19 protein-coding genes are annotated in these 24903 nt (G+C 41.2%); 4 read left to right on the top strand and 15 right to left on the bottom strand.

What is annotated here, in order from left to right:
- Positions 1 to 97: 97 nt before the first annotated feature.
- From recJ to kdsA, 8 genes are all read right to left on the bottom strand, one after another.
- Positions 98 to 1903, bottom strand: coding sequence for a single-stranded-DNA-specific exonuclease RecJ (gene recJ, locus N6A79_RS08570; RefSeq protein WP_268545610.1), 1806 nt, complete (start codon positions 1901 to 1903; stop codon positions 98 to 100).
- Between the two features lie 191 nt (positions 1904 to 2094).
- A complete protein-coding gene (locus N6A79_RS08565; RefSeq protein ID WP_326848732.1) occupies positions 2095 to 2937 on the bottom strand; it encodes a metal ABC transporter permease in 843 nt (280 codons plus the stop codon).
- Positions 2924 to 3787, bottom strand: coding sequence for a metal ABC transporter permease (locus N6A79_RS08560; RefSeq protein WP_268545609.1), 864 nt, complete (start codon positions 3785 to 3787; stop codon positions 2924 to 2926). The genes N6A79_RS08565 and N6A79_RS08560 overlap by 14 nt, the downstream gene beginning before the upstream one ends.
- Positions 3784 to 4644, bottom strand: a complete 861-nt coding sequence (locus N6A79_RS08555; protein ID WP_182417225.1) for a manganese/iron ABC transporter ATP-binding protein — start codon at positions 4642 to 4644, stop codon at positions 3784 to 3786. Before N6A79_RS08555 ends, N6A79_RS08560 begins: the two co-directional genes overlap by 4 nt.
- Positions 4641 to 5558 carry a metal ABC transporter substrate-binding protein gene (locus N6A79_RS08550; RefSeq protein WP_442784228.1) on the bottom strand — a complete coding sequence of 306 codons (918 nt, stop codon included), beginning with the start codon at positions 5556 to 5558 and terminating at the stop codon, positions 4641 to 4643. Before N6A79_RS08550 ends, N6A79_RS08555 begins: the two co-directional genes overlap by 4 nt.
- A gap of 552 nt (positions 5559 to 6110) precedes the next feature.
- Positions 6111 to 6890 carry a tetratricopeptide repeat protein gene (locus N6A79_RS08545; RefSeq protein ID WP_182419708.1) on the bottom strand — a complete coding sequence of 260 codons (780 nt, stop codon included), beginning with the start codon at positions 6888 to 6890 and terminating at the stop codon, positions 6111 to 6113.
- Between the two features lie 575 nt (positions 6891 to 7465).
- Positions 7466 to 8740 (bottom strand): phosphopyruvate hydratase, encoded by a 1275-nt coding sequence (gene eno, locus N6A79_RS08540; protein WP_262078196.1) that lies wholly within the window; start codon positions 8738 to 8740, stop codon positions 7466 to 7468.
- An 83-nt stretch (positions 8741 to 8823) separates the two neighbouring features.
- Positions 8824 to 9666, bottom strand: coding sequence for a 3-deoxy-8-phosphooctulonate synthase (kdsA, locus tag N6A79_RS08535; protein WP_182417222.1), 843 nt, complete (start codon positions 9664 to 9666; stop codon positions 8824 to 8826).
- 437 nt (positions 9667 to 10103) lie between these two features.
- Between kdsA and N6A79_RS08530 the strand changes: the two genes are divergently transcribed.
- Entirely contained in the window at positions 10104 to 10499 is a 396-nt protein-coding gene (locus tag N6A79_RS08530) for a hypothetical protein (RefSeq protein WP_268545608.1), read from the top strand.
- Between the two features lie 255 nt (positions 10500 to 10754).
- On the opposite strand, the gene N6A79_RS08525 is transcribed toward N6A79_RS08530, so the two are convergent.
- The 3 genes from N6A79_RS08525 to N6A79_RS08515 all read right to left on the bottom strand — a co-directional run bounded on the left by N6A79_RS08525 (position 10755) and on the right by N6A79_RS08515 (position 14314).
- Complete coding sequence (locus N6A79_RS08525) at positions 10755 to 12383, bottom strand: CTP synthase (protein ID WP_262078194.1); 1629 nt, start codon at positions 12381 to 12383, stop codon at positions 10755 to 10757.
- Between the two features lie 461 nt (positions 12384 to 12844).
- Positions 12845 to 13450 (bottom strand): L,D-transpeptidase, encoded by a 606-nt coding sequence (locus N6A79_RS08520; RefSeq protein WP_182417220.1) that lies wholly within the window; start codon positions 13448 to 13450, stop codon positions 12845 to 12847.
- A gap of 291 nt (positions 13451 to 13741) precedes the next feature.
- Complete coding sequence (locus N6A79_RS08515) at positions 13742 to 14314, bottom strand: hypothetical protein (RefSeq protein ID WP_268545607.1); 573 nt, start codon at positions 14312 to 14314, stop codon at positions 13742 to 13744.
- Between the two features lie 361 nt (positions 14315 to 14675).
- Between N6A79_RS08515 and thrC the strand changes: the two genes are divergently transcribed.
- On the top strand, positions 14676 to 16073 hold the full coding sequence (gene thrC, locus N6A79_RS08510; protein WP_268545606.1) for a threonine synthase: 1398 nt from the start codon (positions 14676 to 14678) through the stop codon (positions 16071 to 16073).
- Positions 16074 to 16740: 667 nt separating this feature from the next.
- Here thrC and N6A79_RS08505 read toward each other — a convergent pair.
- A complete protein-coding gene (locus N6A79_RS08505; protein ID WP_268545605.1) occupies positions 16741 to 17187 on the bottom strand; it encodes a MarR family winged helix-turn-helix transcriptional regulator in 447 nt (148 codons plus the stop codon).
- A gap of 459 nt (positions 17188 to 17646) precedes the next feature.
- The gene (locus tag N6A79_RS08500) at positions 17647 to 18534 is read right to left on the bottom strand and encodes a hypothetical protein (RefSeq protein ID WP_268545604.1); all 888 of its coding nucleotides are present in this window, start codon (positions 18532 to 18534) and stop codon (positions 17647 to 17649) included.
- A gap of 541 nt (positions 18535 to 19075) precedes the next feature.
- Between N6A79_RS08500 and N6A79_RS15905 the strand changes: the two genes are divergently transcribed.
- Entirely contained in the window at positions 19076 to 19225 is a 150-nt protein-coding gene (locus tag N6A79_RS15905; RefSeq protein WP_442784227.1) for a DDE-type integrase/transposase/recombinase, read from the top strand.
- Positions 19226 to 19608: 383 nt separating this feature from the next.
- Positions 19609 to 23298: an autotransporter outer membrane beta-barrel domain-containing protein gene (locus N6A79_RS08495; RefSeq protein WP_268545603.1), complete on the top strand. Its 3690-nt coding sequence runs from the start codon at positions 19609 to 19611 to the stop codon at positions 23296 to 23298.
- 215 nt (positions 23299 to 23513) lie between these two features.
- Here the strand turns inward: N6A79_RS08495 and N6A79_RS08490 are convergent, their stop codons facing one another.
- Positions 23514 to 24095, bottom strand: a complete 582-nt coding sequence (locus N6A79_RS08490; protein ID WP_268545602.1) for a tyrosine phosphatase family protein — start codon at positions 24093 to 24095, stop codon at positions 23514 to 23516.
- Between the two features lie 65 nt (positions 24096 to 24160).
- Positions 24161 to 24790 carry an HD family hydrolase gene (locus N6A79_RS08485; protein WP_268545601.1) on the bottom strand — a complete coding sequence of 210 codons (630 nt, stop codon included), beginning with the start codon at positions 24788 to 24790 and terminating at the stop codon, positions 24161 to 24163.
- Between the last annotated feature and the right edge of the window lie 113 nt (positions 24791 to 24903).

Below are 24903 nucleotides of genomic sequence, written 5' to 3'. Positions count from 1 at the left end.
TGCTCTTTGCAATGATTATTCCATTTATAGATGGGGATTAAGTACCGCTACCACAAGCACTTTATATGCAAAGCTAAAGTGTTTATCACTGACATTATCAGGCAGGGGCAGCATCAATAATGCGTATTTGCGGAGAATAGGAGCCATTCCAATAGTTAAGCGATAAATTGCCAACCATGTGAATGTAATTGCCGCGATTAGCCAATAAAAATGTGCCAAGATCAGAACTGGCGCTGCGAAATGCAATGCCTTTAAGCTTTCTTCCTTCAGCATTGGCAAGAGTTACCGCAACATGTCCCTTTCCCACTTCGCGTACATCAACAAGACAGTGTGATGGGATTGCAAAAATAGGCTGATCATTGCCAGCACCAAAAGGACCAGCTTTTTCTAGCAATTTGATAAAATCATTGGTTGCGCCGCTAGCAGAAATTGCACCATCAATGGCAAGAGTTGCTGATTGGCGTAAGGTTAAAACACGCTTATTGGCTTCTGCATTACACCAAATTCTAAAATCATTGATCTTGCTCGCATTAATGGTAAGACCCGCTGCCATAATATGACCGCCGCCTTTTTCAATCAAACCTTCTTCAACTGCGCGGCGTATAAGATCGCCAACATCAAAACCTGTGATAGAACGTGCAGAACCAGTTGCTGACCCATCTGGCTTAATAGCAAGGGCAATGGCTGGTCTTTGATAACGTTCTTTCAAACGCGATGCTAACAGCCCAACAATACCGGGGTGCCAATCGGGGCTTGCGACTACAATCACTGATGGCTCGGTGGTTTGTTGCGATAATTCAAATAAAACTTGCGCTTCTGCTTCTTCTAGCTGCACCGCTTCTAGTGCTTGTCTTTCGCTATTTAAGCCTTCAAGTTCAAGGGCAATTTTTGTTGCTTGATCGCCATTATCGGTACCTAGCAAAATACTACCAAGGGCAGAATTGCCAATGCGTCCGCCAGCATTGATGCGCGGACCAATTAAAAAGCCAAGATGAAACGTGTTTAATGGCTCACCAATACGCGCGGCTTTTGCAAGGGCTGCAAAACCAACATTATTCATGCTGCGGGCGACTTGTAAGCCTTTAACCACAAAAGCACGATTTACCCCGATCAGCGGCACAACGTCACAAATGGTGGCAAGGGCGACAAGGTCAAGCAATGCCAACAGGTCGGGCATTTGCCCTTTAAATTGGCGAGTGCGTAAATTACGGGAAATAGCTGCAAGAGTAATGAAAACCACCCCTGCGGCGCATAAAAAGCCATGGCCAGAAAAATCATCAGGGCGGTTGGGATTAACTACTGCTAATGCCTTGCTTGGCAAAACATCGCCCATTTGGTGGTGATCAAGTACCACCACATCAGCACCAAGATTGGCAGCCGCAGCGATAGGCCCTTCACTTAAAGAGCCGCAATCAACCGTGACAATGAGGCTTGCGCCATTATGGACAAGTTGTGCCATTGCATCATCATTGGGGCCATAGCCCTCGACAATACGGTCAGGAATATGAATTTCAACTAAAAGACCAAAGCTACGTAAAAAACGTGCCAATATGGTAGATGAACATGCGCCGTCAACATCATAATCACCAAGAATTGCAACTTTTTCACGCTTGATAATGGCATCGGCAATGCGTGTTGCGGCCTTATCCATATCAGTAAAACTTGATGGATCAGGCATAGAATCGCGCAAGGTCGGATCAAGAAATTGATTGACATCGCCTTCTTCAATACCGCGCCCTACCAAGACGCGTGCTAGCATGTCAGGAATGCCATATTTCTGCGTCATTGCTAAAACAGCGTTTAAATTAGCTCTGTCTAAACGATCTACCCAGCGGTAGCCAAGTACTGAGCGTTCAACACCTAAAAAGCAATTTTTCTTGTCAGCAATATCTATATTCTTCATAATTTATATGTAGTGTAAATTATTCCATCTGTGAAGTGGTTTAGAATATTTCGTAACTACAAATCAAATTGATGAGCGCTTAAATTATGTTTTTTGATTGAAAACAAAAGCAAGAGTGAAATCTTAGTTTTTTATAAATTCGAAAGGCATTTTATAAAACAACAAGTGTTTTTTCAAAAATGCCTTTAAAATTATTCCTCAATCAATGTATTGCGGCGATTTTTTAAACTTTGCCAAATAAACACAAGAATAAAAATAGCTGTTTCAAAAACCACTATTGTTGCGGCGGGGCTGCTGTCAAAAAAGAAGCTTGCATAAATGCCGCAAAAACTTACCAGAACCCCAAGACTTACGGCGATTAACACCATGTGTGATAATTTACGCGTTAATAAAAAGGCAATAGCACCTGGTGCAATAAGGAGTGAAATCGATAAAATAATGCCAACGCTTTTTAATGCTGCCACAATTGCAAGCGATATCATGATAAGCAAACCATAATGTAAAACCCATAAACTAAGACCAACCGCTTTCGCCTCAATCGGGTCAAAGATGAATAGTTGGAAATCTCGCCATTTGATGCTTAAAATAACAGTAATAAAGACGGAAATGCCAAGGGTTGATAAAACATCATTCCAGCTAACACCAAGTAAGCTGCCAAATAGGATATGGGTCAGATGAACATCACTTTCTATCGTCGTAACGAGAACTAGCCCAAGGGCAAACATGCCCGAAAAAACAATGCCAAGAATAGTATCTTGTTTAACGCGGCTATTGGCTTGTAAAAAACCGGTTACCATAGCGGTCAAAATACCGGCGCCAAACGCACCCACCGCAAAAGGTAAACCCACCATATAGGCAATGACAACTCCGGGGAATACCGCATGTGAAAGTGCGTCACCGAGCAATGCCCAACCTTTTAGCACTAAAAAGCATGATAAAAACGCCATTGGAATGGAAACAATAACCGTAATCAATAGGCCTTTGACCATAAAGTCGAATTGAAATGGCTCTAATAGGATATCAAGCATGATCATCCTCCAATGCCTGTTTGGCTTTTAGTCGTGCAGCAATATAGCCGTGCTTGGGCGCAAAGAAAAAGGCAATGATAAATAAAGCCGTTTGCAAAAGAACGATAAATCCTCCGGGCTGTACGTTTACAAAATAGCTTATATACGAGCCGAAAAAACTGGTGAAAATACCGATGGCAATGGCAATAAGCAAAAGCCGTGAAAAACGGTCTGACAATAAATAAGCGGTCGCACCGGGGGTAACCACTAAAGCAATAACTAGAAATGCGCCAACGGTTTGCATCGCAGCAACGGTTGATGCTGCAAGAAGCGTAAAGAAAATAATTTTCAACAATTTTGTGTTAATACCAATAGAGCGGGCATGATTTTCATCAAAAAATGTGACTAATAAATCTTTCCAAATGACCAGCATAATGGCAATGGAAACAACGCCGATAATGACCAATTGAATAATATCTTCTATGGCAATACTACCAAGGTTGCCAAGGATGACTGCATCAAGTTTAATGGGAATGGATGCTTTTGATTGCATGAAGAGCCCAATCCCAAAAAACGAGGTAAAGATAAGGCCAATAATTGCATCTTCTTTTAGCTTTGTTCGCTCATTAAGAAACAAAATAGCACCGGCCGCGAGACCACCAGAAAAAAATGCACCAAGCGAAAAGGGTAGACCAAGCATATAGGCGCCAACGACACCTGGAATAATGGAGTGGGATAGCGCATCTCCCATTAAAGACCAGCCTTTAAGCATCAAAAATGCCGATAAAAACGCGCATAATGCGCCTATTAGGCAGGTAACGTAAACGGTGGTAAACATAAAATCATAAGTGAAAGGTTCAAGCAAAAGATCAATCATCTTGCTGTTTCCTTATCACTCTCATCGCTGTCTTTATTAGCGTGTACCTTATTGGATGCAAATATTAGCGGCTTTTCATCATCGCTTAAAATATGGATATTATGCTCGCCCATGCTACCGAGCCCACGGGCGCGTAGCGCGCCGCCAAAGGCTTTTTCTAAATTTTGCGGGGTGAAAACTTTTTCTGTTGGTCCAAAATCAAGAATGGTTTTCTTAACCAATACTGTACGGTCGCAAAATTCTGGGACACTGCCAAGATCATGGGTTGAAACCAACATAACTGCGCCTTCATCGCGCATTTGCCGCAATAGGGTGATAATTTGATCTTCGGTTTTAACATCAACACCAGTAAAAGGCTCATCAAGTAAAATTACTTTTGCTTCTTGGGCTATGGCGCGTGCCAAAAATACACGTTTTTTTTGTCCGCCTGACAATTCGCCAATTTGCCTTTTGCGATATTCCAGCATGTTAACACGCTTTAACGCATCATCAACTGCCTTGCGGTCAATTGCGCGGGGAATGCGCAGAAAATTCATATGGCCATAACGCCCCATCATAACGACATCTTCGACAAGAACAGGAAAACTCCAGTCAACTTCTTCGCTTTGCGGAACATAAGCAATGATGTTTTGTTTAAGGGCTGTTTTAACAGGAAGGCCGAGGACCGATATGGTCCCACGGCTCACTTGTACAAATCCCATAATCGCTTTAAACAATGTTGATTTACCGGCACCATTGACCCCGACAAGAGCAGTAATACTTTTTTCTGGGCTATCAAAACTTGCGTTTTTAAGAGCGGTAAAACCATTGCGATAAGTGACGGTGACATCACTCATAACGATTCCGGTATTATTCATTTCTTTGTTTCGCCTTCCTTAGAAGATTTTTCACTAAGAGCATTGGCAACGGTTGCGCTGGTTACTTTCAAAAGATCAATATAGGTTGGCACAGGACCATCAGCTTCACTCAAGGAGTCAACATATAATACGCCACCATAAAGCGCACCTGTTTCTTTAGCAATTTGTTTGGCTGGCTTGTCTGAAATAGTGCTTTCTGAAAATACGGCTGGAATTTTATTGGTGCGAACTTCATCAATAACCTTGCGGATTTGCTGAGGCGTACCTTGTTGATCGGCATTAATTGGCCAAATGTAAAATTCTTTCAAACCAAAATCACGGGCAAGATAGCTAAATGCGCCTTCACTGGTGACAAGAAAGCGGCGGCTTTCTGGCAATGCATCAAATTCAGCGCGGATAGGATCAATTGCAGCGCGAATTTCTTGCTTATATTTTTCGGCATTGGCCTTATAGATTTCAGCATTATCAGGATCGTATTTTACAAAAGCATCACGAATATTATCAACATAGATAAGCGCATTGGTGGGCGACATCCAAGCATGAGGATTTGGCTTGCCATCATAAGGGCCTTCGCTAATGCTCATTGGTACAACACCATTAGTTACCACAACGCTTGGCTTATCCTTGACATTTTCAAAGAATTTTTCAAACCATAGTTCAAGGTTAAGGCCATTCCATAAAACAAGATCCGCACCTTGGGCGCGGCGCAAATCTCCAGGGGTTGGTTCATATTCATGAATTTCAACACCGGGTCTTGTAATAGATTCAACATCTGCAGCATCGCCGGCAACATTGCGTGCCATATCGGCAATAACTGTAAAGGTGGTTACGGCTTTAAATTTTTCAGCAAAAGCTGCGCTATTAATAAGCACAAGGCCTGAGGCAGCCGCCAACATAAGAAGTAGTTTTTTCATCAAATGAGTCCTTATTGCTAATGATTTGCATTTACAATATGTAGAAAATTTTCAACATTTATGCAAGCGCCAACTTTAAGGCGCATATTGATGCAGTTTGAAATGGCTAGTAAGCCGCATCACAGTTTGAATATGAGTTTGTAAAATAGTTATAAATCAACCAGTTAACGCAGTCTATAAAAGATTGCTTAGCGAAAAACTATTCGCAATATAGCTCTTGTAGAGCAGGGCGCTTATTTGTAGATGATGCTTCATAAGCGTGGCTCAATAAAATGTGAACTGGCTTTAAAGGCGTTGATGAGTCGGTTTAATTGCAATTTATAGCAAGAAGCTTTTGTAAATTGCTAATCCAATTGTTTTTTAAAAATGAGACTAAATTGAACAACGCACCGCAATTGCGTATCGATAACACAGGTGGGAACCGTTGTTGCAAGCAACAATTTTCATCAATATTGATGTATTTTGAAAATCCAATAAAAGAAGAAGCCGTCGTAAGTATTCGAAATGCCAGAAAAATGGTTCGGGCGATGTTGTTCAGCGCTTATATAAAACCTATTGGCCTTTTTTAATTAAGTCATTAGCAAGAGTAATCGCGGTACGGCGGTCTGACTCACCTGCAATAGCAAAAGCGCTTTCCTGCATTTTTTGGATCCACTCACGATCCTCAGGTAATGCACGGTCATAAGCGGCAGTCATCATCGCTAAACCACGTACCGTTTTACCAGCCTGAAATAACATATTGCCAAGCATAGCTTGCGCTGCAGGATTACCTTTACGAGCAGAAAGCTGGAACCAGCGCGCTGCTTGCATCGGATTTTTGTCTCCGCCTTCACCATCAATCAGCATACGCCCAAGCTTATACTGTGCTTCAGGGTTACCATAATTGGAGGCTGCCTGCACATAAAGGCTACGCGCCTTTGCCTTATCAGCTCGCAATTTCCCGGGAATACCTTTGCGATTATAATCAGCAAGGGCAACAAGAGCATCAGAAACATAAGTTTCGTTTTGCGAGCCAGGATCAATAGAGTCATTTACAATTTTTGTAAATAAATCATAAGCCTCAGTATCGTTTTCATGAATGCCATCACCATCTGCATACATGCGGGCAAGCTTCCACTTAGCACCTGTATGGCCCATATCGGCGGCATAACGCAGGGACTTTATCGCCTCATCCTTATGGCCACTTTTATAGGCGGTAACGCCAGTTTTAAAAAATTCAAAAGGATTTTCGTTAGATGTGTCAATTGATGGGTCAAGCGCAAAAGCAGACGACATCCCTAATGCAAGGATGACACCGATAACCGGTAATGTCTGTTTTTTGAAATAAACCATCATATACTGCTTTCCAACATCTCTAATAGTTTTATGCTTCTTTTGAACTATTATAATTTAGGTTTGTGTTTTATCTATGAGTAAAATTAGACTATTTTTTAAAACACAAACTTCATTGCTACCTAAGATATATATTTTTGTTTGTTTTTTTCACAAGATTACAATCTTATATCTTGCGATATATTCATCTTGCTTGGTTTTTGTGGCGGGAACTAGGCAAAATTGTGCGTTGCGCTATCTGCTATGTTGCTTAAAATGACTCTGTTGCACAAACAACACAAAATTATAGCTATTCAGCCATAAAATCCTATGGGTTTATAGTTAGTTTACGCTCTTTGGTGCTTAAAACCATAGGTTGCTTTAATAATTAGGTAATCCTTTCATTAGCGATTCGTAATGTAATTGAAAGCGAATCAATAGGGCATTGATGGATTAAGGCAACTTATTGTTATTTAATGGGTTTATGATTAATATGTAAGCAAGTTAGTCGAAAATGCAGTTTATAATGCATTAAGGTATTATTACAAAAAAGCGGGGTTTCCCCCGCTTTTAAACTTTAATGGTGTAATATTTGATTAGAAGCGAAATGCGCTTTTACCAGCATAACGAGCTTGGCTGCCAAGTTCTTCTTCAATGCGGATAAGCTGGTTATATTTAGCGAGCCGGTCTGAACGCGCAAGCGAGCCAGTTTTAATTTGACCGCAATTGGTTGCAACAGCAAGATCAGCAATTGTTGCATCTTCAGTTTCACCAGAACGATGCGACATAACCGCAGTATAACCGGCCTTATGGGCTGTTTCAACGGCATCGAGGGTTTCGCTCAATGTGCCAATCTGGTTAACTTTAACAAGAATTGAATTGGCGACACCCATTTTAATGCCATCGCGCAAGCGAGCTGAATTGGTAACAAAAAGATCGTCCCCAACCAACTGGCATTTTTTACCAATAAGGTCAGTAAGATATTTCCAGCCGTCCCAATCATCTTCGGCCATGCCATCTTCAATTGAAATAATTGGGAAAGCATTGCAAAGGCTTTGCAAATATTCAGCTTGCTCTTGTGCATTGCGGCTTTTACCTTCGCCGCTATAAACATATTGACCGTCTTTATAAAATTCGGTTGATGCACAATCAAGACCAAGGGCAACATCAGTGCCTGGTTTAAAGCCAGCTTGCTCGATTGATTCCACAATAAACTCAAGAGCAGCTTCTGCACTCATAATATTGGGTGCAAAGCCACCTTCATCACCAACATTGGTATTATGGCCAGCATCTTTCAAACGCTTTTTCAAAGTATGGAAGATTTCAGCGCCATAACGCACAGCTTCACTCAAGCTTGGTGCGCCAACTGGAATAATCATGAATTCTTGGAAATCAATTGGATTATCAGCATGCATACCACCATTGATAATATTCATCATTGGGGTTGGCAAAATATGGGCTTGAGTACCACCAACATAGCGATAAAGTGGCAAGTTGCACGCCATTGACGCAGCTTTTGCAGTTGCAAGCGAAACGCCAAGAATGGAATTTGCGCCAAGGCGTGCTTTGTTTGGTGTGCCATCCAAGGCGATCATGGTTTCATCAATAGAAATTTGATCTTCAGCGTCCATACCGCCCAAAGCTTCAAGCAATTCACCATTAACTGCGGCAACGGCTTTCAATACGCCTTTACCTTGATAACGGCTGCCGCCATCACGCAATTCCACCGCTTCGTGAGCGCCAGTTGATGCGCCAGATGGAACCGCTGCGCGGCCAAAAGAGCCATCTTCCAAGTAAACATCAACTTCAACTGTTGGGTTGCCACGGCTATCTAAAATTTCACGCCCGACAATATCAATAATAGCAGTCATTAGGAAAATCCTTTTTAATTGATTGGCTCTTTTAAGTTAAAATGACGGTTATGGTCATAATAATGGGTTATTATGGTTGCCCCTTATTGGTTTTGAAACTTTTTAGCTAAAGCATCAAATGCCATTAAACGCTCTAACAAGGCTTCAAGATTAGATAATTTAATCATATTAGGCCCATCAGATGGCGCATTATCTGGGTCTTGGTGCGTTTCAATGAATACACCGGCAACACCAATGGAAATTGCTGCACGTGCCAAAGTCTCAACAAATTCGCGCTGCCCACCAGATGAGCCACCAAGGCCGCCAGGTTGCTGCACCGAATGGGTGGCATCAAAAATCACTGGTGCGCCAAAACTTGCCATAATCGGCAAGGAGCGCATATCGGAAACGAGCGTGTTATAACCAAAGGAAACACCGCGCTCACAAGCCATAACATTAGGGTTGCCGCTTTCAGTTACCTTGGCAAGAACGTTTTTCATGTCCCAAGGAGCTAAAAATTGCCCCTTTTTAATATTGATAACCCGACCAGTTTTAGCCGCTGCAATCAATAAATCGGTTTGGCGACATAAAAATGCGGGAATTTGCAACACGTCAATAACAGGGGCAACTGCCGCGCATTGTTCTTCAGTGTGAATATCGGTTAAAACAGGGAAGCCAAATTCTTTTTTTAGGTCAGCAAATATTTCAAGTGCCTGTTCAAGACCCAAGCCGCGCTGGGCTTTAAGCGAGGTGCGGTTGGCTTTATCAAAGCTTGATTTATAAACAAGCCCCATTCCCAAACGATCGGTGATTTCCTTTAACGCGCCAGCCATGTCAAAAGCGTGATCTCGGCTTTCCATTTGGCAAGGACCAGCAATAAGGCTTAAAGGTGCGTGATTATCAAATGTTACATTTCCAACTTGAATAGTGGAATTAGGGTTTTGCATACCTGCTCCATAAATCTTTTCGATTTTTCAAGCCTAACATAATACGTTCCCATGACATTTAAAAGGCTATATTGATTTTAATGAAAGGTTTTCCCACACTTGCTTTAATGGCGGGCATCATCGAGATTATAATTTTTAGTCGCGATTATCTGGTAAGATATCCAAGCTTTAAACATATTAGAAAATTTGTATTGCCTATATTATCAAGGCGAGGATACCACAAATCTTAGAGAATTATTGCTTGACGCTTGGCTATCTACCAGAGTACGTATTTTTATTGTTGAAACAGTTATGAACTCTAAATTTTGTATATTATGGCATTATGCGGACGCAAAAATTGACCTAACTTTTGCAGGAAGTACTTTGGCTTCGAAGTTCATAGACAATAAAGATTAAATCCGTTGGAAATTGCATTATTTAAGTAAATGTAGGATATTATGATTTTTTATTGCGAAAAGCACAAAACAACTACAACAAGATGCGCAAGCAATAGTGTTGTTGATGATATAAAATCCAAAAATGTTATTAAAAAAAATATATTTTGTATTGAAATATTTAACTTTGAACTTGGTGAGGAAAGAAGAAGGCAAGTTTGCTATGTGAATGAAAGTGATTTTAATTTATATCACACATATGCAAAGACTGCGCCTCATAAAGCTGCATTGCAATTCTTAAATGGACAAAATTTGGATAAATCGGATCATGTTTTAGTTGGTAAATCCCGTGCTTTAAAGCAATTAAATGATGGTATATTTATTCAAAAATCTAAGAATAGTGGTCGTTTTTCAAGTTTTTGTAAGGACTGCTTAAATGAATATATCGTAAAATTATGATTTAATATTTGATTGTTATATATTTATAAAAATAAGAATAGATATCCTAAAATTTGCAATCAAGTATTTAAAAACATTTCTAGATTCAGTTTTAAAACACAATTGCTATCAATATATATTGGATACAGAACGAAGCGATAGGTTTTACTAAGATTTAAAAATATTTGCATGAAATAAAAAAAAGAGCGGTAATTTCTACCACTCTTTTTAGTTTATTAGCTGTTTCAAAGCCTAAAATATTCAGCTTTTATTAAATTAAACCAAACGACTTTGCTCAATCGCTGCGGCGATGAAAGACGCAAAAAGCGGATGCGGTTCAAATGGTCGCGACTTTAGCTCTGGGTGATATTGCACACCAATGAACCAAGGATGATCAGCATATTCCACCGTTTCAGGCAAGAGACCATCAGGTGACATGCCAGAAAATACCAAGCCATGTTGTTCAAGCTGTTCTTTATAATCAGCATTGACTTCATAGCGGTGACGATGACGCTCGGAAATAAGCGGCTTGCCATAAATGCTGGCAATATGTGTGCCTTCTTTTAAACGTGCTTCATAAGCACCAAGGCGCATTGTGCCACCAAGATCACCCGCCGCAGATCGTTTTTCTAAAGCTTCGCCCTTTGCCCATTCGGTCATAAGGCCAACAATAGGGTGGGCCGTTGTACCAAATTCGGTTGATGATGCATCAGCAATGCCAGCAAGATTACGAGCAGCTTCCACACATGCCATTTGCATGCCAAAGCATATGCCAAAAAACGGCACCTTACGCTCACGCGCAAAACGGGTTGCAGCAATTTTGCCTTCAGCGCCGCGCAAACCAAATGCGCCTGGAACCAAAATACCATGCACTTTTTCAAGATAGGGGCTTGGATCTTCTTTTTCGAATACTTCTGATTCGATCCATTCCAAGTTTACACGCACACGGTTAGCCATACCGCCATGGGATAATGCTTCAATCAACGACTTATAGGCATCTTTAAGGCCAGTATATTTACCAACAATGGCAATGGTTACTTCACCTTCAGGATTATGGGTACGAGCCATAATTTCCTGCCAACGCTCAAGCCGAGGCTTAGGTGCTGGATCAATGCCAAATGCTGCTAGAACTTCATTGTCAAGGCCTTCTTTATGATAGGCAATAGGCACATCATAAATAGACGTAACATCAAGAGCTTGAATAACTGCAGTTGGACGAACATTGCAAAAGAGTGAAAGCTTGCGCCGTTCAGCTTCTGGAATAGGACGATCTGCCCGCACCAAAAGAATATCTGGAGCAATACCAAGTGCCTGCAACTCTTTAACCGAGTGCTGGGTTGGTTTGGTTTTAAGTTCGCCAGCTGCTGGAATATAGGGCATTAACGTCAAATGCACGAAAACGGCACTTTGACGTGGTAATTCATTATGCAATTGCCGGATAGCCTCAAGGAAAGGCATTGCCTCAATATCACCAACGGTACCACCAATTTCGCATAATACGAAATCATAGTCATCATTACCCGATGTGACGAAATTCTTAATCTCGTCAGTAACATGTGGGATGACCTGAACTGTGCCACCAAGATAATCACCGCGCCGTTCCCGCTCAATAATATTGCGGTAAATACGACCAGTGGTAATATTGTCATGTTTGTTGGCGGAGCGTCCCGTGAAACGCTCATAGTGACCAAGGTCTAGATCGGTCTCTGCACCATCATCCGTCACAAAGACCTCACCATGTTGGTAAGGCGACATCGTGCCTGGATCTACGTTAAGATAAGGGTCAAGCTTACGGATCCGTACACGGTATCCGCGTGCTTGTAAGAGTGCAGCCAATGCTGCTGCGGCTATGCCTTTTCCAAGGGAAGAAACCACGCCGCCAGTAATGAAAACATATCGCGCCATGGGATTATTTTGATAATGATTTTTTTATGATTCTGCTAGGAAAAAATAGACAATTTAGCATTTATAAACTGCGTTTTTTTTAATGGTCTAAAATGCGAGTTATCGGGCTGGCTTTTTGTGGCATATATAAGGGGTGCAATGAGCACAGAAGTCTCGTATTTAAAACTCGTTTAGTTAATCATATTGCTAATGTCAGCTGGCTTAGCTGTCCACATGAGGTGAACTTAAAAACAAAAAAGCGGGGAGGCCCCGCTTTAAAAAATCGTCAACAAAAACTATTTCAATTCATTCTTATTTATAACAAACAAAACTTGGCAATTTGCAAAGCTAACATTGAACAAAAAACGCAATCAGCAAAAATCCACAATGCCTCGAAATGGAAAACTTAGAGCATGTTATCGTTTTAACAATAAATAGATATGCTCTAAGCAAAATGCTTGCAATATTGGGTTGGTATGAATTTAGAGAACGATAACTTCGCTACCAAGTTCCACGCGGTCATAAAGATCAAGCACATCTTCATTGACCATGCGGAAGCAACCATTTGATGCAGATGAACCAATTGTCCAAGGCTGCACCGTACCATGAATGCGGATATATGTATCTTTATTACCTTGCCATAAATAAAGAGCGCGCGCACCAAGTGGATTGCCAGGGCCGCCATCCATACCATTAGCAAATTTGCCATAATGCGTTGGATTGCGCTTTACCATATCCTTGGTTGGGATCCAACGTGGCCATTCGCGCTTGAATTTGATCTTGGCAGAGCCTTGGAATTCAAGGCCTTGCTTACCAACTGCGATACCATAGCGGCGTGCTTTGGTTGATGATTCAACATAATAAAGAAAATAATTTTTAGGATCAATAACAATAGTGCCTGGTTTGTAGCCTGAAAAATCAACGGTTTGAGCGCGATATTTTTCATTGACATTATAGCTATTAACTGCAGGAATCTTAACCTGTGATACTGCAGCATCACCAGTTGATGCTGATGTTGCAGGCGCTGCAAAAGCAGTTGATGAAAGGATAATACTGGCAAGGCCAGTTAAAAAAAGATGCTTAATCATGACGCATATAGTCCAGTGGTGTGGGCAATGATTGGAGATTGCCCAACCATAATTCGCACACTATAAATATGCAATCATCATATTGGTATAAAAAGATAATTTCATTATCTATGGTATTGTTGCAACAGTAAAGCTACTGTGTTTCGCTCACTGTAAGAATGGAATAAATCCTATTAACCACGATAATATTGAAAAATTGCGTTTTTAGTCTGATTTACTTCCGTTTAGACAACAAAAGCAGCCAAATGAAACGCATTTGACTGCTTTGTCACTTATTGGGTTTGGATTGGCTTATTCAGTCACAACCGAACCAAAAGTATCAACTACAGCGCGTGCAGGCGCTTTAACGTCAAAGCTAACAAATATCTTAACATTTTTGCCTTGTGGTGTTGGGAACGAGACTTGATCGTCTTTGAAGATAAATTGCGTTGCTTCGGTACGGCTCGTAATTGGAACAGAATAGCTATGTTTTTTTGAATAGATAACGCGGTTGCCTTCGACTGCTTTTACCAAAATTGGCATAGTTACAGTACCGCCTGCAAATTTGGGACCTGGTACAATGCGTCCTGCTGCAGCAACAGTCATAGAAATTTGTCCTGCTGGATATTGGCAAGTACGAGTAACATTAGCAAAATTTGCTTGATAAATTACTTGGTCAGGTTTGCCATCGCCACCGCGTGTATAGGTATTATAAAAAGCAGTGTCGGTATCCATAGTGACAGCTGGGCACCAAGCACGTAATTCTTCTGCAGTGATGGTTGGTTCACTTGCAACCTTATTAGAGGTGCAGCCACCTATAAAAGTGCAAGCGGCTAAAATAACAGCGCTGCTCGAAACAAAACGTGACAATCCTGCTTTTATCATAAAATTATCTTTCCAAAAAACTATTATTTGGTGGCTTTTATAGCACTGCCAAAACGCCGCTATGAACTTTTTATGCAATTTATGGCATTTTTCAAGGTTTTTATCGATTCTTCGGCAAAAATAACAGCAAATAATCATACATTTGTAAAACTAAGCTCTTTTTTTGTCTAATGGTTGCAATTTGATCGCTTGTTGCGCTTGATATTTATGAAAAATTATTTTCAATAGTGTTTTTTTATAATTGGGTGTGGAAGCACAAGGTAAATTTGTGCTAAACCGAGTTTTAGTTGACGGGGCTTGGCTTTAGAACCAAGCCAATTGATATCTTTGATGAAAATTATATCAGGAGCTTTTAAATAATATGAAATATATAAGCACACGGGGAGAGGCTCCCAATCTTGGGTTTAAAGATGCGGTTATGGCAGGGCTTGCTTATGATGGCGGCCTTTATGTGCCAGAGACTTATCCGCAATTTTCACCAGGTGCCATTCGTGCTTTACGCGGAAAATCTTACTCAGCAATAGCCAAAGCAGTTTTGTGGCCTTTTGTTGAAGGCGAGATCGAGCGCAGTGTTTTTGATATGATGGTTGATGAAGCTTATGCAACATTCCATCACCCAGCAACTTGCCCTTTAGTGCAAACTTCAAGCAATGAATTCATCTTAGAATTATTTCACGGTCCAACATTGGCATTTAAAGATGTTGCAATGCAATTACTTGCGCGGTTGATGGATCACATATTGGGCGAAAATGGCAAGCGTGCCACAATTATTGGCGCGACTTCAGGCGATACTGGCGGCGCGGCAATTGAAGCTTTTGCCAATCGTGAAAGTACTGATATTTTTATTCTTTTCCCCAAAGGGCGTGTATCTCCTGTACAACAACGCCAGATGACTTCCAGTAAAGCCGCAAATGTTCATGCTCTTGCGATTGAAGGCAATTTTGATGATTGTCAGGCTTTGGTAAAAGCTTTATTTAACGACCATAAATTCCGCGATGAATTAGCCATTTCTGGTGTTAATTCCATTAATTGGGCGCGCATTATGGCGCAGGTTGTTTATTATTTCTCAGCGGCTGTTTCCCTTGGTGCGCCAGATCGTGCTGTATCCTTTGCAGTGCCCACAGGTAATTTTGGCGATATTTTCGCAGGCTTTGTTGCTTCTCGCATGGGCTTGCCAATTGCTAAACTGGTCATTGCTACCAATGATAATGACATTTTAGCGCGCACATTAAAAACGGGCGTCTATGAGACAAAAGGCATTATCCATACCACATCGCCATCTATGGATATTCAGGTATCGTCAAATTTTGAGCGCCTATTGTTTGAAAGCAATGGCCGTGATGCACCTGCTATTAAACGGCAAATGGATTCGCTAAAGCAATCAGGTGCTTTTACCTTGGAAGAAAAGCAAATGCAGGCAATATCCGCGCTTTTTGCCGCTGGTAGCAGCACTATGCCGGAAACAGCAACCCTTATTCATGATATTTACCAAAGCAATAATTATGTTGCGGATCCTCATACGGCAACTGCGGTTAAAGTATCGCGCCAGTTTGCCGATGCCAATGTTCCAATGGTGATTTTGTCAACGGCGCATCCGGCTAAATTCCCTGAAGCAGTGGAAGCCGCGGCATCAGTCACACCACAATTACCTATTTGGCTTGATGATTTGATGGAGCGCGAAGAGCATTTTGAAATGCTTCCAAATGATGAAAGCACTTTGAAGGCTTATATTAAAAAGACATCACGTGTTTTAGCGTAAATTACAAAAGCCCGGTAAAAAGCCGGGCTTTTTATTTAGCTGCGTTGTTTCTTTAACTTTATGCCAAAGCTGATATTTTGGAATACTAAAATAATATTGATTGCGCCGAAGATAAGCTCAATGCTTTGTACAAACCAAAAAACTGTATTGAATTGTTGATGTAAGGCCGCATTTTTTAGGAAAAATGCAGATGGTATTAAAATAAATAACCCATTTAGTGCTATAAATGGCATGCGTATTTTCTTCTTTTTTATGATTGGATTATTTGATTTTTGTGAAAGTTTCATACCGGTTATAGCTGTCATCATAAAGCATATAATAAGCAGAAAAATAGCATAGCTGATTAAGTATTTTACGGCAATAATGCAGGCTGGGCTGCCAAAAATTTCTGATAATATGGTGGAAAGCCAAAAGGCTAGCAATAAGGCGCAACTCATCATTGCCGCCAATCTATGGCAGAGGGCAATTTTCTTCATTTTTTAATATCCTATATTGAGGGCAAGCTTAACAAGCAGCAATGCGATATTATTCGCACGCTTATAAAGCGACTGTCATTTTTAACTCAGCGGAATTTTAACATTATACTTATCGCGTTGGCTAAGTTGTTAATTCATGCCAACATCAGACTTTTATTAATAGTGATTGCGATTAGCCCTAATCGATTATTTCATTTTGCTAAATCCTCAAACGCCTTGCAAAACTTATCCAAATTATTAATGCTTTGGCTCACTTCTTGTGGGCTGAATTTTGCTTGTAATTGCTCTGCGATCTTTAACCAATCATCATTGATGCGGTTATATAATTCTTCACCAAGTCTGGTTAGGCTATAAAGTTTTGACCGTTTATGAATTGGGTTTATATGAACTTCTACATATAAAAGCTCATTCATCTCATCGGCCAAGCGTTGCACTGCTTGTCTGGTAAGTCCCATATCTTGTGCAATTTGCGGAACGGTTAATGGTGCTTGTGCTAATGCTAGCGCGCCAAGAAATTTCCATCTTGCCGCACTCATATCATGCTTGTTTGCAATTGCCTCGCCACAATCCATCAAGGCTTGGTGGGCGCGAAAAAGGCTTATCGCAAAACTACTCATTGGATTTATATTTTTATTCATGGTAATATGTTGTCATAATGACAATATATTGTCAATAAAAATTGGCTAATTAATTTTTTTTAAAATTTAATATTAGTGAAAAAATTGAGAATAAAACTCAAGAAGGATCTATAAGAAACTTTATAACTGCAGTTTACTGTCGATATATCCATTAAAATCAGGTGCTTAAAACTTTAGTTAATGTCATTTGCCTTGCTAGCAAAAAGAAAAAGACATTCTTAACTGCTGATGCTGTAAAAGTGATATACGCGCGATCATAGTAGCTTGCAAAAATGGACAATGTCCTATCCCAAATTGGGAAGCTACAATGAGCTGCTTTAATATCATGTTTGAACAATATATGATTGACTATATTTAAATAAAGTTTATGCAAATTAGTTTGCAGGCTTGAAAAAAACATCCTTTTAATAAAAGACAAAGCTATTCTAAATCTTGATAATAATTTATAAACTATAATATTTATTTTTCTGTATAACACAATTGCAGTTTACCCATATCACCACCTCTTTGTTGATTGACCCTTGGCCCATCCATTCGAAAGTTAATTGCATAATCTTCAAGATTTGGAAAATGTTCTTTTAAATTTTCTAATGGACAATAATTCGCATAAAGACGCTTTAAAGTGGAACTATAAAAATTTTTCCAACCAAAAAGCTTCTTACCACCTTCAATATTGAGTGCTTCCAGTGAATTCATATCAGAAAGTGCTGAAATATTCGCTTCACCTCTTGGAAAGGTAAATCCAATAGCTTTTAGATTAGGAAATAATGAAAATTTTTCAAAATCTTCTTGAGTAGATTCTTGTAAGTTAATACGTCTTAAATCGCGGCCTGCAAAAATTTCAAGATCATCACTAAAACCTGTAAGCGCTAAATACCGAAGATTAGGCCATGCATCACCAAGTGTTTTAAACTTACTAAACCGCCAACCCATTATACATAACGCTTCAAGTGAAGGAAAAAGTGATGTAATATTTTTTCCAAACTTAAATCCTGCTAAAAAACTTTTTACATTTGGAAATTGGTTAAACTCTGTAATCATATTGAAATCGGGGGCAAAACTCCCTTCACCAGCAATAGTGAAACATTCAATTTTTTCTTTATTTTTTATATGGCTGAAATTCGGGTTAAATTTAAACTTATTTTTTAAAATATTTTCAGTATAAATTTGTATAGAATTACATTCATACTCGTCTATTTTATCTGAATAATCTTCAAATCCTCGAAGATTGAAACGCGCTGATATTTTTTTGTAAATATCTCGATTGGAACTATTCGTAATTTCAACCATTGGGCCAGAGAAATTTTCTTCCGTCCTTTCATCATGAACTTCAAATAAATTTGCCATTTTCTACCTCTCGTTACAATTACCAAATTTCGCCTTTATTGCTGTAACAATAAGGCTTTGTCGCAAATATTATTCGTAATTCTCAGTTAACGTAAAAAATATGAAAACTTGAGACTATGCTTTCCTGTTTTAGGGAGCCATTGATGCTAGAAAGATTAAAGAACAAATTATTTCATCGTGCAAGGAATGATTTTAAAGGCAATTTTAATAGTTCGGCACTTTGACGCAATGATCATTATTCAGGCTAAAAACAAGTATCTGCGTTATTGTTTAAGCTATAGGGATATTAAAATATGCGCCAAACAAGAAAAACGTTTGCGGAATTTTAGAAAAGCTCATTGCGGTTCGGTTCGTATTGATGAGACCACTATCAAGGTTAAAGGCCAAGGGTTAGATTTGCGGAAATATCTCTATCTTAGCTCATGATAAACACGGCGTCTCCATTGATTTTTTGACAAAAGCATCGAGGGATAAAGGTGCGGCCATGCGCTTTTTTAGCAAGGCTTTCAAAGATGATCGGCTCTTTGCAGTTTAATCCCCCTTGGCAAAAATTGAAACAGATAAAGCAAAAGTTTTTCCTAGTGCCTTGCAGTCATTGACTGGAGATATTGTGTTTTCTAAAAAGCACATTCATTATGCGACCAAGATATTACAACAAGGCATTGAAAGCGATCATTCTCGGCTTAAATGACCAATTTCACAAAGTGGTAAAATTTAACCATTCAAGACGGCCAAGCGAACTATAATTTGCGACAAGGTCCTAAATTTTAATAAAGCTAATTTTAGCGTAGAATTAATTTGGATGGGGTTCAAATATTTCAAGTAGGCAGAATATTATATGCCCGTTTCAATGATAAATTAGAATGATCTAATTAGTTTATATCTTCTATATTTGGTATATAAGCATGTAAAAAGCATATATTATAAGGACTTCACTGAAAATTGTAACCTTTGTTATTTACTTTTAATAAAATTACCGTTTTAAGTTATCTCAATATTTAGGTTCAGCAATTATAAGGCTTATAACCAGTAATATCGGGTATTATTATTTTTTAAAGAGAGAAAAATTCCATTATGGCTCGTTTAGATAAATGCTTTAATTTAAAATGCTCGGCATCGCGCTTTGCCTTAACTATAGCAGTTAGTACAGCTGTAATCGCAACCGTAGGTTTATCAGGAGCCGTTGCAGAGAATAATATTGTTTATACTGGTAGTCCAGATGATGCTTCATCTAAACTCCATCAAGACCCAACGGGTAATAGCAGTTCCTATAAAAGCCTTTCTGGCCAAAATATTTATACAGGCAATATAATAACAATTAAGCCAGCTGATGGTGCAGATTTAACAGCCACTGGTGGCCGTCAGGTGTGGAGCACGCAAGCAAATCTTTCTGATCCAGTGGCTCCTTACGTTATCTATGGTGGGGTCAGTGTTGGTACAGCTGGAAATCAACAAAACACAAACGGGAGCGACGGTAAAGATATTATTAATAATACAATCATCATGCAAAACATCGAGTATGATTGGGGGGGAATTGATGGCGCCGACAACAAAGCGCCAGATGGCACGCCTCTCACTGACTATGGTATTGGCGGCGGCAATGTAGGTGGTATGGGTGGTGGTTCGGTTTATGGTGGTTTGAGCATTGGCGGCGCTGGCGGCTATCGCAATGGCGATGGCATTGGCGATGGCACTGTCGGCGATGGCGGCTCTGGCGGCAATGTTAGCGGCAATACAGTTACATTAACGGATGTGCATTTGATTGGATCGCAGGGCGGCGCTGGCACTGGCTATGGCTATGGCTATGGCGGCGGCGGTGTAGGTGGTATGGGTGGTGGTTCGGTTTATGGTGGTTTGAGCATTGGCGGCGCTGGCGGCTATGGCTATGACTCTGGCGGCAATGGCACTGGCGGCAATGGCGGCAATGGCGGCAATGTTAGCGGCAATACAGTTACATTAACCGATGTGCTTTTGACTGGATCGCAGGGCGGCTCTGGCTCTGGCAATGGCACTGGCTATGGCGGCGGCAGTGTAGGTGGTATGGGTGGTGGTTCGGTTTATGGTGGTTTAAGCATTGGCGGCACTGGCGGCGCTGGCTTTGGCGATGGCACTGTCGGCGTTGGTGGCTCTGGTGGTGTTGTTAGCGGCAATACAATTACATTAACGGGTGTGCATTTGACTGGATCGCAGGGCGGCTCTGGTTCTAACACTGGCAATGGCGGCGGCGATGTAGGTGGTATGGGTGGTGGTTCGGTTTATGGTGGTTTGAGCATTGGCGGCGCTGGCGGCTATAGCATCACTGGCGGCACTGGCGGCAATGGCAGCACTGGCGGCTATGGCGGCACTGGCGGTGCTGTTAGCGGCAATACAGTTACATTAACGGATGTGCATTTGACTGGATCGCAGGGCGGTGCTGGCGGCAATGGCACTGGCGGCGGTGTAGGTGGTATGGGTGGTGGTTCGGTTTATGGTGGTTTGAGCATTGGCGGCACTGGCGGCGTTGGCGTTGGCAATGGCACTGGCACTGGCGGCAATGGCGGCACTGGCGGTGCTGTTAGCGGCAATTCAGTTACATTAACCGATGTGCATTTGACTGGATCGCAGGGCGGCACTGGCGGCTCTGGCACTGGCAGCTATAGCAGCACTGGCGGCGGCGGTGTAGGTGGTATGGGTGGTGGTTCGGTTTATGGTGGTTTGAGCATTGGTGGCACTGGCGGTTATAGCAATAGCAATGACAATGGCGGCAATGGCGGCAATGGCGGCAATGTTAGCGGCAATACAGTTACATTAACGGATGTACATTTGACTGGATCGCAGGGCGGCGCTGGCGGCTCTGGCGGCTCTGGCCCTGCCAGCTCTAGCAGCACTGGCGGCGGCGGTGTAGGTGGTATGGGTGGTGGTTCGGTTTATGGTGGTTTGAGTATTGGCGGCGCTGGTGGCGCTGGCTTTGACACTGGCCGCACTGGCACTGGCGGCACTGGCGGCGATGTTAACCGCAACGAGGTCAGTGTTTCTGGCACTTCGTTAATCTGGGGCGATATCTACGGAGGTTATAGCCATGGAGGGGCTAAAGGAACTGTTAATGACGCAGTTGATGGCGTTGGCGGTTCGGCTACAGGCAACATTGTTACACTGGAAGGTGGAGACATCACGATTGGCGAACGTGACAGTGCTGGCAAGGTTACCAAATACGGTTCTATCTATGGTGGTTATAGCTTGAATGGCGACAATACTATAAGTATTGCTGATGTGTTTTCTGGTAATACGCTCAATCTTGTTGGCTATCGTGGTACTGTATCAGGTATTTATAATTTTGAAAATTATAACTGGACACTGCCAAGTGACGTAGTCAATGGCGACACACTTGTGTCAATTGCGACTGGTGGTACAGCTGTTGACTTAACCGATACTAAACATACCGTTGCGGATATGAACGCTAGCGGCAACCGTCTTAAAAACGGCGATGAGATTACTTTTATCACTAAAACAACTGGTACATGGTCAGCCAGCCCTTATACAATCAAACAGGGTCAATTTATCATCTATGAAGCAACCTTGTCACAAAAACCAAATGGCAGCGATCAAGCATTTGTACTGACTATTGGCCAAAAAGCGGATACGACACCCCCTACACCAGAACCTACACCAGAACCCACACCTACACCAGAACCTACACCTACACCAGTAGATCCTGCGATACGGCCCACACCTGTTGCTCCTGATCCAGACACTGGTTCAGCGGCTCAAGTCAACCCACAGTCTAAATCTTATTCAGAAGGGCGGGCAGCGGCTCTTGGCTTTCTTAATCAGGCAAATGATCTAATTTCAACAGCAGGTATTGATAATATACGCATTATGGTGCGCGCCAATGATGATGATGTTAACCGACCAGCCTTTATTCCTTTCATGATCGCCAATGGCTCATCACAGCGTTATAATACTGGTAGCCATGTCGATATTAAGGGCTTTAACATGGCACTTGGTATTGCAACAGGTTTTGATTTTAGCGTCGGACATAAAGCAACAGTCGGTGCCTTCTTTGAATATGGCCGCGGTACCTATGATACCTATAATAGCTTTACCAATTTTGCTTCTGTTCATGGCGATGGTTCTACTGATTATAAAGGCGGTGGACTTTTTGGACGCGTCGATTTTGCAAATACTGGTCTTGGACGGGTAAGCAATTTAGCCGTTGATCAAGCTGATGGCGTTTATCTTGAAGCATCAATACGTGCAGGGCGTGCCAGCAGTAGGTTTGATGTTGGCAATAATATGATTGACCGGATAGAGGGTGATTATCATGGTTCCTATGATAGTAAAAGCCGCTATTATGGTGGTCATCTTGCTGGTGGTTATGTCTTTAACTTTGATGAAAAACAATCACTTGATGTCTATAGTCGCTATTTATGGGTACATATGGATGGCGACACAGTCACAATTAGCAATGAAAAGCTACGCTTTGATAGCGCCCAAAGTTCACGCCTACAAATAGGTGGACGTTATGCTTATGCATATAATCAGCAGTTCAAACCTTATATTGGTGCCGCTTATGAATATGAGTTTGATGGTGAGATTGCAGCTAGAGCTTATGAGTTCAATCTCGACAAGCCATCATTGCAAGGAAGTACAGGCATATTTGAAGCTGGCTTCAACTTCCAACCAATAGCTACTAATCAATATTTTAACATTAATGTTAATGCTCAAGGCTATGTTGGTCTGCGGCAAGGTGGTGGTGGCGGTATTAAAATTAAATACCAATTCTAACATTGATAATGTCATAATCGTATTTTATGAGTTGTTTCTATAACCCCCACCAATTTTTTATAGAAGCAGAAAGCCTGTACATCCCCTCACGTACAGGCTTTCTTAACGTTTTTGAGAAATTATTCTTTAAAATTATGCACTTGTTGTTAAACGCGGCCGATGATTTTATTAGTACGGGGCTATCAAAAACATTCTATTTAAAAAGATAGATGGAATTAAATCTTAATTGGTAATATGAAGGGAGTGCCCTCACTTGCATCTGCACCGCGACCAATGCGCTTGATCGCGCTCACCATCTTGCCTTCACGGTTTAGATATTCATCAGCTAAAGCAATCAATCGCGCATTAGGAGTTGCGGGCGGTGATAATTGTCGCAAGCTAATTGCAAGGGATTCTTCGTCTATGCTTTCATTCAGTGCGCAAGCGATAATATAGGCGGCGGCGGTCGAGCGTGATATACCCATATGGCAATGGATAAGCAATGGAGATAGCGTTTTGCTAGGATGTGTGCCTTGCGATAAATGCCAATTTCTAGCCGCATCAATGATCGCTACCACATCTTGCATTTGCGGTGCAATTAAATTAGGGCGAGGTTCATTAATATCATTAAAGAAAAATATGTGATGGTTTTCTGGTGCAATTGTTTTATCGCGCAATATAACAGCATTAGGGCTAAGCAGCGTAATCATATGGCTTGGCTTATGCTGCTTTATCACTGATCTTAGCCGTGATAGCGGAGTGATAATGAGCGCGTTGGTTGAGTTAAAATCTAAGCTATTTGGATTATTATCATTCATGCAATAGCTTCTTTCAGCTTATTAAAATTATGACTAAGCAAGTTTAATTTTATTGATGCTTTTGTTTAAGGCAAGGGTGGCTTTGCTCGTAATTGTTCAAGCTCATTGAAGCGTGAAAGAAAACCACCTTCGACATGCTGGGTTGCGCGTGGGATAAGGTCTAATCCATCCGGACTAACATTTTGTGGCTTGCTAAAATAGCGTTCGGCCTCAGCCAATGAAAAACCGGCCAGTTTTGTTGCTTCAAAAAAAGCGGCAATACGATCGGCTTTTTTTATGTTTTTCTTTAGCGTTTTTAACGGTTTTACGGGTAAGGAAAAACGAATATTAATGGCTTTTTCCAAGCGATCTTCCACGAGTTCATATTGGCCGCCAAGCACCGCTTTAAACGGTGATATCATATCACCAATAACATATTCTGGCGCATCATGTAATAGTGCTAATATACGTTCGGTCGGAGTAGAATCAGGAAAAAGCCTTACAAAAATCTGTTCAACCAACATAGAATGCTGCGCAACTGAATAAGCATATTCGCCGCGTGTTTGACCATTCCAACGGGCAACGCGAGCAAGCCCGTGCGCAATGTCAATAATTTCAACATCAAGGGGTGATGGATCAAGGAGATCTAACCGTCTGCCGGAAAGCATTCTTTGCCAAGCGCGTGGTTGTCCATCGATATTATCGGCTTTGGCCATAGAGTCTAACCTTTGAATTGCATGATAAGAGCTTAGAATATTAAACTTAGCATAGGGCTTAAATTAAAACAAATAGTGAACAAATTTCAATCCATTCAAAAGTTTTACACCTA

The sequence above is a fragment of the Bartonella sp. HY761 genome, from assembly GCF_026743145.1.
Classification (GTDB): domain Bacteria; phylum Pseudomonadota; class Alphaproteobacteria; order Rhizobiales; family Rhizobiaceae; genus HY038.
Note: the sequence above shows the minus strand (reverse complement) of the source record. Positions and strands in the feature narration are given on the sequence as shown.